The sequence below is a fragment of the Thioalkalivibrio sp. ALE20 genome (assembly GCF_000381405.1).
In the GTDB taxonomy this organism is placed as follows: Bacteria; Pseudomonadota; Gammaproteobacteria; order Ectothiorhodospirales; family Ectothiorhodospiraceae; genus Thioalkalivibrio.
The window spans coordinates 72,330-79,934 of sequence record NZ_KB906479.1 but is presented as its reverse complement, the minus strand read 5'-3'; the positions used below and the strand labels follow the sequence as shown (position 1 = coordinate 79,934).

Below are 7,605 nucleotides of genomic sequence, written 5' to 3'. Positions count from 1 at the left end.
TGCCGGCGCCCCTCCTCCCGGTCCGGAGGGGCTTTCAGGGTGCCTGGATGCGCTCCAGGCCGGCGGTGAAGGCGTCTTCCCGGAAACGGCCGTACCGGCCGCCTCGGGGAAGACGCCCCGGAGGGCGTCCGAAGATCACGCCACCTGCAGCTGCAGATGATCGAGATCCGTGATGGACAGCTGGCCGAGGTCGTCCTCGGTAACAGGCTCGGCGGTCCGCGAATCGAGGACACTGAACCCGCACCGCAGGGCTTCCGCGACGGAATCGAACGAGGTGAAAACCTGGAGGATCGGACGCTGTTTCATGGGGGTACTCCTTTTGCTTGTTGGGGGACACCACGGAACCTTCTCCGCGCTGGAGGCGGACGCGAGAAGATTCCGTGGTGCCCCCTCAACGGAGGAGACACCCAGAAGGTCAGGCGTCGGCCAGGGCCCAGTGCTTGGGCACCGGCTTGGCGACCGGGCGACGATTGCGATCCGGTTCGGAGAACCGGAGGTCGACGCTCTTACCGGCAGCTTCAAAAGCCTGACCTTCATTTTTCCGCGAAATGTGACGTCCCATAGTGATCTGTCCTCAAAGTTTGGGGACAGACCACCCCACGGGGTGCTGTCCCCGTGGTGGGTAAAAAATATGGATCGACCGGCAGAACCGGCGCACCTCTTCCCGATCCGGAGGTGCTTCAAGGGGCCTGATACGCTCAGGCGGGCGGTAAAGGCGTCTTCCCGGAAACGGCCGTACCGACCGGCTCGGGGAAGACGCCCCGGAGGGCGTCAGAAGAGAAGTGGATTACTCCGAGGTGGTTTCCTCGGGGTTTTCCTGGGTCGTGCGCTCGGCAGTATAGACGGTCTCACCGTCGATCTTGATCCAGCCGATACGCAACAACCGAGCCTTGAGTGAAACTCCAGTCTCGCCGGCCTTGCTGCCCTGCTTATAAACAAAGGTCTCGGGGTACAGATCCCCGAGCTTGAACCCGATCAGGACCTTCTGGTCCTGTTCGACATATTCCTTACAGCGCCGAATCAGGCGCTCTGCCTGTTCGCCGCTGACGCGGCAATCGAAACGGGTTTTCTCTGGGGCCTCACGATCTCCGTGAAGAGCGACAATGTCGCATGCCCAGAAAGGCTGCCCCTTCTTGGGGCGGACTTCCCGGATACGATTCACGTATCCGATCCCGTTGATGTGAAGGTCGAAGAATTTGTTCTCAGACATGGTGGTTCTCCTGTTTCAGTGAAATCCGGAGAAACCATGCCCGTCCGGGGATTGGTTTCCCCGGTAGGGTGGATAAAGTCGATGTCGTGGTTACTTACGCTTCCTCTTTTCCTGTCTCCACACGATGAAGTGGACGACTAGGAAGACCGCAAGAACGACCGTTGTGGCAATGGCGAGTGGATCCATGAGTCACTCCTCGTTGTTTTGCACGTTCACCAATCCAAGCAGGATCAGGAACACGCCACTGAGAATGGCGTACAGAGCGCTTGCAAAGGACACGTGCTCGGGTTCGAGAAAGACCGCGATCAAGCCGGCTACGGTCAGAGCAATGCCGACACGGCGGGAATCCTCCCGGAAGCCTTGCGGATCTATGGACACCCGTTTACCTCTCATGGTTCTCCTCCGGTTATAGCCGGAAGAGACTCGCCCTGCCGGGGGAGTCTCCCCGGCAGGGTGGGTGGAAATGATGTCGGGACCGACTGGCTGTACCAGCGCACCCCTGCCCGGTCCGGGGGTGCTTAGAGGGGCCACGATACGCACGTGGCGGGCGTTGAAGACTGTTATTGCTGGAAAACTAGCCTCACCAGAAAGCATCTGTCAACCCGGCCGCGATGTCCTCATCGACCGGCTCCTCCACCTGCTCCAGCTCGCGCACGTCGGCCTCGACCCACGCGTCATCACTCAGGCGGTAAAGCAGGCGGCGCATCGGGTCGTCTTCCAGGATGTCGAGCACCTCGCAGAGTCCGTGATGGGGATGCTCGACGGTGGCACCGGAGGCGCAGTGATCGCGGCGCTCGACGGGGAAACGGATGATGGTCATGGGGTCCTCCTGCTGTTGTCTGGCGCAGTCAGTCGAACTGCAGCTGCACCTTCCCTTCGGTGAGTTTGGCACCGGCATTGAAGGTTTTGCCAGTGCGTTTGCTCTTGAGGCCCTTGAGCTGCACCAGGTCGCCGGCGAACAGCGCGAGGGCCTGCTTCTCGGTCAGCTTCTTGCCACTGACCTGTTTCCAGACGATCGCCTCGCAGGCGTCGCACTGCCAGGCCTTCGGCGATTCCTTGATCGAACCCGGTTTGGCGCAGCCGCACTGACCGACCGGCCCCTGCTTCGGGGCTTTGCCCGGTTTCCCGCCCTGGTCGGGCAGGGTGACCTTGCAGTTCGGATAGCTGCTGCAGCCCCAGAATGCGCCGTTGGAGCCTTTCCGGCGCCGAAGTGGCGAGCCGCATTCCGGGCAGGGGTGCGCCTGGACGGCCTCCCCGCCCTGCTCCGCAACCTGCTGCACCAGCTTACGGACCCACTCGGCCTGTCGGCCGAGGAACGCCTCCACATTGAGTTCGCCGTTGGCGATCTGGTCCAGGGCCTGTTCCCACATGGCCGTGGTCGCGGGATTTCGGACCGGATCCGGCAGCGCGTCGATCAGCGACCGCGCGGCCGGCGAGGAGATCAGCTTCTTCTTGCGCTGCTCCAGAAAACCGCGGTCGATCAGCGTCTGGATGATGTTGGCGCGGGTCGCTTCGGTCCCGATGCCGGTGTTCTCCTTGAGGACCTTCCTGAGTCGCTCGTCGGAGACCTCGCGCGCGATGTTTTTCATGGCAGCGAGGAGCGTGCCCTGGGTGTACCGGTCCGGGGGCGTGGTCTCGCGGTCGCGGATCTCGCCCCCGGCGATGTTGAGCTTGTCGCCCTCCTGCACGCGCGGCAGCGCCTGCGGGCTGTCCTCGCCCTGTTCGCTCGAATCGGTGTCCTGTGTCAGGACGGCCTTCCATCCCTTGTTCCGGGTCACGCGCCCCCGGGCGCGGAAGGTCTCGCCGGCGGCCTCCACCTCCAGGTGCGTCTGGTCGTACTCGTGCGGCGGGTAGAACTGCGCCAGATACCGGCGGCGAATCATGTCGTAGATCGCCTGTTCGCGCGCGGACATGGCGCTCATGTCGGCCTTCGCGGTGGTCGGGATGATCGCGTGGTGCGCCGTGATCTTCTGGTCGTTCCAGCACCGGCCCTGCAGCTGCGGATCCGCTCCATCGACCAGGTGCCCGATACCGGGGTCGGCGGACTGGATCGCCTGCAGTACGGCGCCGGCATCGCCGTGCTGGGAGACCGGAAGGTATCGGCAGTCGGTCCGTGGATAGGTCGTCGCCTTGTGCTTCTCGTAGAGGGCCTGCGCGGTATTCAGGACCTCCTGCGCGCCGATACCCCAGCGCTTGGATGCCTCCTGCTGCAGGGTGGACAGATCGTAGGGCAACGGCGCGTTCTCGCGCTTGCGCTCGGTCTGCGCCACGGTGACCGTGCCCTCGACCCCGTGGATGCGCTGCGCCACGGATGCGGCCGCTTGTTGACTGGTGCAGCGGCCTTCGGCGTCCGCGACCGACTCGGGGGGTACCCAGCGGGCCTGCCAGGCGCCGTTGTCGTGTTCGCAGTTCGCGAGGACCTCGTAGTACGGGACCGGCTTGAACGCCTCGATCTCGCGGTCCCGATCGACCACGAGCTTGAGCGTGGGGGTCTGCACACGACCGACGGACAGCACGCCGTCGTAACCGCGGCCGCGGGCAGCGATCGTGTAGGCGCGGGTCAGGTTCATCCCGACCAGCCAGTCGGCCCGGCTGCGGGCGAGCCCGGCCAGATAGAGCGAGTGGGTGCGTTCGCCGGGGAGGAGGTTCGCGAGCGCCTTGCGCACGCTGGCGTCGTCCAGCGCGGCCAGCCAGAGTCGCCGGATGGGGCCCTGGTACTGACACCACTCCAGCACCTCCCGCGCGATCATTTCGCCTTCGCGGTCGGCGTCGGTGGCGACGATCACCTCGGACGCCTGCTGGAGAAGGGAGCGAATGCCATTGAGCTGCCCCTTCACCTTCGGCTTGACGTTCATCCGCCACTGGTCCGGCAGGATCGGCAGGGTGTCCAGTGACCAGCGCTTGAGCTCCGGGTCGTACTCCTGGGGCTGCGCCGGTTCGAGTAGGTGTCCGAAGCACCAGGTCACAGCGACATCGTCGCCGCGGATGCAGGTCTGCTCCTTGCGCGAGGCGCCCAGTACGCGGGCGATGTCGCGCGCCTGCGACGGTTTCTCGGCGATGTAGACCTTCATGCTGGCAGTGCCCCGGGGGTGCGCGGCCGGGAGACCGGAAGGTCCGGCGGCACCTGGATGATTGCGTGGCGAGCGCGCGAGACGTCCCAGTCGACCGCGGTCCCGTGCTCGTCGGTCTGCACGGTCGGGGCGAGCGAGACGCGCATAAAACCGGTCGGGAGCTCGACGGCCACCACGGTGGGCTGCTCCGCGTCGTCGCGCCACTCGTCCAGCTGGCGAACGGCCGCGGCGTAGATGGTGTAATCCGGATCCTCGATGCGGAGCGTCTCGCGCGCGAGGGCGTCGAGATCCTGGGTGAACATACCGACGGGCATCAGGGACCTCCGGATCAACGCGGGTGTTCTTCGTCGGGGTGCGTCCACTCCGCACACCAGTGCATGTTGCGCGTGACGGGAAACGGACCGTCGGACTCGCCGGCCGGCTGCAGGAGACCAGGCGGATAACGCCGGCAGGACCCCTTGGCGGTGGGTTCGATTGGGTGCCAGTAGACGCAGTCGCGACAACAGGCCTGGGCTAGGTGGCTGCCGTAGGTTTTCACCGGCATGGCGAGTCCTCCGATCGGTGGGCGAGGTCAGCGCAGTGCGTTCTGGACGCGTTCGCGCAGGCTGTTCTTGAAGTCCTCCGAGGTCGGGAATGCGTGCTCATCCCCGTCGCGGGCGTGATAGAGCACCTCGACGTAGGCGCCATTGCCCTCCCGGGAAAGATCGACCTGCATGATGCCGCTGTGGCCGTCGTGCTCCTCACGATTGCGCAGGGAGTACGAAACGCCTGGCTCCGTGCGGTGATGGAAGCCGTCATCGAGCTTGATCCACTCGCGCTGCCGGTGCCCCTCGGGGGCCCGTTCATCGAGCGTCGGGAAGTCGAACTCTCGACGGATCCGCGCATACGCGGTGTCGATGTCTCGATTGGTGGTGAGCGAGAACGTGATGTCTTCGCTGGGCTCCTGGGTGCCTCCCGCGTCGGTGCCCGCCTCGTCCTGGGTTTCGCCCTCGGCACGCTCCGCGGTCTCGCGCTCCTCCCAGCCCTCGGGGCCGAGTGTGTAGCGCTTGCCGTCGCCACCTTCCATCGTGACGCATCCGGTACCAGTGATAGCGAGGCCGAGGACGGTGGCGATCGCAAAAATGCGGCTATTGAAAACAGGGGTGATCATAGAGCCTCCATATCGTTGTCTTCCCTGGATAAGCGGGCTCGGTGTACTGGTATTAAACCTGACACACAACGATGTATTTCACAGAATGCAGATTGAGCCCGAAACGTCTCAGCCTTCTTCACCGGCATTCCGGAACTGGACGGAGTCGACGCGGGCGAAGTCGAGGGTGACGTGCGACGCACGGATTTCCATCTGCTCGCGTTCTTCACCGGTTTCGCGGTCGGTCCAGCTCGACTGAAAGAGCTCGCCCTCCACATGCACCCGTGCCCCCTTGGGCAGGAGGCGGGCAACGGCCTCGGCACGGGTCCCCCAAAGCGACACGTTCATCCAGAACCCGCCGCGGTCCTCGAAGTTACCGTTGCCGTCGGGTTTGGGCCGATCGAAGAAGACGCGGAGATTGGCGACCGCAACGGTCTCGGTGCCGTTGTCGTGATGCCGTAGCGTCGGGGCCGCACCGAGATTGCCGCGGCCGGAAAAGGAGTTCGCCATTGCAGGGCCTCCGTATCGTGTACGTGGCCGTAGCGTGGCGCAGCGGGAGGCGGGTGTGATCGAAAAACCCGGATTGGATCTGCCGGGATTCTCCAGCAGGCAAGGGGGGGGGGTGTGACCCCGTCACACCCCTCGCTCGTGGAGACCGCGCGAATCAGGACTGCGATTGACGGAGCCGGTCCTCGATCGCATTCAGGTCGTGGATCTCGTGGATGTAGGTGACCAGGCGGGCCCGCTCCATATTCAGTACGCGATAGCGAAGGGTGAGCGCCTGCCCTCGACGGTCTATGTCCAGCCAGGCGAGGCGGGTGGATGCCGGTACGCGATAATAGTCCAGCACGCTCTGCACCTCCTGCGAGGCGAACCGGAGCCAGGATTGTCCGATTCCGTCATAGCCGCGGAGCCGCCACCGCACGGCCCGCTCCTCCTTGGCTCCCTTCCAGACACCGGGATGCACGACCCATGGCTTCCGCCAGTGTGCCTTGAACTCCTGCACCAGTTGCTTCATCTGCTCGTGGATCTGCGTGAGCTCGTGCTCGACGGCGTTCCTGCGTTCCTTGGCCTCTGACAGCTTCATTCCGACAACCCTCTCACCCCTCTCACCCCTCTCACCCCCCCTTACCCTTAAAGGGCCCTTTCGCGTTTGACTACATGCGCGGGGTGGGTCTATGACTACAGGCCATGCTCTGGGGCATCCGTTTCCTCAGTCCCGGGCCTGTTCATCGTCGTCTTCACCTCCAGCGTAGACTTCCTGCCGCTCGCCGGCGGGAAGGTCCTCGTCATCGGCGTCATCCTCTGGGGCAGCATCGTTTGCTTTATCAGACGCACCGCGAGCTGAGGCATTCCGAATGTCCGGTGCAACTGGGGCACGCAGTGTCCCTTCCAGGATGTCCTGCGGCGGCAGGGGCATCGCCTCCAGGGCGCGCTGGGCCCGGGCGTTGTTCGCGGCGACGTCGTCACGGGTCACGCCGTAGAAGCGCCACCCCTGCGGCACGTTGAACGCACTGCGGACCAACCGACCGGCCCGATACAGCTCCTTCTCGGAGGGGTCCCGCTCCATCAACCCGACGTGCCGCGCCGTCAGGATCGCCCGCACGCACTGGTCATAATCCGAGATCAGGTACGCGCCCATGTAGCCGTAGGGGTTGTGGAACTCCAGCGGCACCTGGACCGGTTCCAGACTTTCCGCGATCGAGATTTCGACGCCGGCCATGGATTCGAGCTTGTTCTCGACCTGCTCGTGGATTGCGCGCACCCCCTCCCGGCTTTCCGTGAGCGCTTCATAGGTCTGCAACAGCTTCCAGTCGGCCCACGGATCGTCCCTCGAAGCGGCAGTCCAGATGCGTCGCATGGTGGTCGCGAAACGCACCAGTCCGACGATCGCCGGTTTCCCCTCACTGGGTCGCGGGGCACGTCCGTGCACCAGCCGTTGGGCCTGCCGGGTCTGCACCGTCAACGTGGCGGACCCCCTCAGTCCCCCGGGCTGCTGAGCGGCGATCCTGGGCTGCACCAGCGGATCCGCATCGTTCGGCAGCCGTTGTTCGCTCTCTTTCATTGCCATGGCATGTCTCCTCTGCGTCAGTCCGCCGATAGTGTCTGTCACCCGATCGTCGCTGTCCGGGCAAAATGCTTATCCCAAATGCGTGAATCTTTTGCCTCCGGATCCGGAAGGGGGGGGGGGGGGG

10 protein-coding genes are annotated in these 7,605 nt (G+C 64.5%); all 10 read right to left on the bottom strand.

Going from position 1 to position 7,605, the window contains the following annotated elements; genetic code table 11:
- Positions 1–135: 135 nt before the first annotated feature.
- The 10 genes from F790_RS14710 to F790_RS0111790 all read right to left on the bottom strand — a co-directional run bounded on the left by F790_RS14710 (position 136) and on the right by F790_RS0111790 (position 7,481).
- On the bottom strand, positions 136–306 hold the full coding sequence (locus F790_RS14710) for a hypothetical protein (protein ID WP_019591786.1): 171 nt from the start codon (positions 304–306) through the stop codon (positions 136–138).
- Positions 307–787: 481 nt separating this feature from the next.
- On the bottom strand, positions 788–1,210 hold the full coding sequence (locus F790_RS0111835) for an STY4534 family ICE replication protein (RefSeq protein ID WP_019591785.1): 423 nt from the start codon (positions 1,208–1,210) through the stop codon (positions 788–790).
- Positions 1,211–1,399: 189 nt separating this feature from the next.
- The gene (locus F790_RS0111825; protein WP_019591783.1) at positions 1,400–1,603 is read right to left on the bottom strand and encodes a hypothetical protein; all 204 of its coding nucleotides are present in this window, start codon (positions 1,601–1,603) and stop codon (positions 1,400–1,402) included.
- 187 nt (positions 1,604–1,790) lie between these two features.
- Positions 1,791–2,030, bottom strand: coding sequence for a hypothetical protein (locus F790_RS0111820; protein WP_019591782.1), 240 nt, complete (start codon positions 2,028–2,030; stop codon positions 1,791–1,793).
- Between the two features lie 28 nt (positions 2,031–2,058).
- Positions 2,059–4,281 carry a DNA topoisomerase III gene (locus tag F790_RS0111815; RefSeq protein WP_019591781.1) on the bottom strand — a complete coding sequence of 741 codons (2,223 nt, stop codon included), beginning with the start codon at positions 4,279–4,281 and terminating at the stop codon, positions 2,059–2,061.
- Positions 4,278–4,595, bottom strand: coding sequence for a hypothetical protein (locus F790_RS13895; RefSeq protein ID WP_019591780.1), 318 nt, complete (start codon positions 4,593–4,595; stop codon positions 4,278–4,280). Before F790_RS13895 ends, F790_RS0111815 begins: the two co-directional genes overlap by 4 nt.
- A gap of 257 nt (positions 4,596–4,852) precedes the next feature.
- Complete coding sequence (locus tag F790_RS14855; RefSeq protein WP_232199271.1) at positions 4,853–5,431, bottom strand: hypothetical protein; 579 nt, start codon at positions 5,429–5,431, stop codon at positions 4,853–4,855.
- Between the two features lie 108 nt (positions 5,432–5,539).
- The gene (gene ssb, locus F790_RS0111800; RefSeq protein WP_019591778.1) at positions 5,540–5,920 is read right to left on the bottom strand and encodes a single-stranded DNA-binding protein; all 381 of its coding nucleotides are present in this window, start codon (positions 5,918–5,920) and stop codon (positions 5,540–5,542) included.
- Between the two features lie 154 nt (positions 5,921–6,074).
- Positions 6,075–6,497 (bottom strand): hypothetical protein, encoded by a 423-nt coding sequence (locus F790_RS0111795; protein ID WP_019591777.1) that lies wholly within the window; start codon positions 6,495–6,497, stop codon positions 6,075–6,077.
- A 126-nt stretch (positions 6,498–6,623) separates the two neighbouring features.
- Positions 6,624–7,481: a PFL_4669 family integrating conjugative element protein gene (locus F790_RS0111790; RefSeq protein WP_019591776.1), complete on the bottom strand. Its 858-nt coding sequence runs from the start codon at positions 7,479–7,481 to the stop codon at positions 6,624–6,626.
- Positions 7,482–7,605 lie beyond the last annotated feature (124 nt).